1 protein-coding gene is annotated in these 1,100 nt (G+C 70.6%); it reads right to left on the bottom strand.

The window, feature by feature from the left end; all coding sequences use genetic code 11:
* The coding region (locus ACIBJF_RS53555; protein ID WP_399185139.1) for an AMP-binding protein at positions 1–1,100 on the bottom strand (1,100 nt) is incomplete at both ends.

The raw sequence follows: 1,100 nt of genomic DNA, 5'->3' as shown, positions 1-1,100 counted from the left end.
CGTACGCCGTTGCGGTTGAGGGTGGCGTCGGAGCGTCCGTGCACGATCACCGAGCCGTGCGAGGTGAGGGTGATCCAGTCCCCGTGCCGCCACACGCCCGGGTAGGCGCTGAAGTAGGCGTCGCGGTAGCGGCTGCCGTCGAGGTCGTTCCAGAAGTACAGCGGCATCGACGGCATGGGCCGGGTGACGACCAGTTCGCCGACCTGGTCGCGAACCGGCGTGCCCTCGGAGTCGTAGGCGGCCAGTGCCACGCCCAAGTTGGGGGCGGACAACTCCCCTGCCCAGACGGGGGTCGTGGGTGCGCTTCCGGCGAAGCCGGAGACGACGTCCGTGCCGCCGCTGGTGGAGGCCAGTTGGATGTCTTCGCCCACGTGGTCGCGGACCCACGGGTAAGTGGATGCGGGCAGGGCGGAGCCGGTGCAGCCGATGACACGGATGGCGGACAGGTCGTGCGCGGAGGGTTCAATGCCCAGTTTGGCCATGGCCAGCAGGTACTGGGGGCTGGTGCCGAAGACGGTGACCCGGTGGCGGGCCGCCAGCTCCCACAGGATGTCCGGGCGCGCCACCGGCGCGGGGCTGCCGTCGTAGGTGCAGGTGGTCGCTCCGGTCAGCAGGGTGGAGACGACCAGGTTCCACATCATCCAGTGGGTGGTGGTGTACCACAGCAGGCGGTCCCCGACGCCCAGGTCGCAGTGCAGGCCGAGGGTCTTGAGGTGTTCCAGCAGGACGCCGCCGTGCCCGTGGACGATGCCTTTGGGCAGGCCGGTGGTGCCGGAGGAGAACACGACCCACAGGGGGTGGTCGAACGGCACCGGGGTGATGGCGAGGTATTCGACGCGGGTGGCCGCTTCCTCCCAGGCAACCACCAGCCCCGAGGGTTCGCCCTCGGGCCAGGCGAGGCCCACGTGGTCCACGAGCACCGTGCCCTTCAGCGTCGGCAGGGCGGCGGCCAGCTCGACCGAGGCGGTACGGCGGTCGTGCGTGGTCCCGTTGAAGAGGTAACCGTCCGCGGTGATGAGCACGGCCGGTTCGAGCTGGGCGAAGCGGTCGGCGGCGGCCTTGGGTGCGTAGTCCTGGCCGCACACCGACCACACCGCGCC

Source organism: Streptomyces sp. NPDC050743 (assembly GCF_044456925.1).
GTDB lineage: Bacteria > Actinomycetota > Actinomycetes > Streptomycetales > Streptomycetaceae > Streptomyces.
This window is presented reverse-complemented; position numbering and strand designations above follow the sequence as displayed.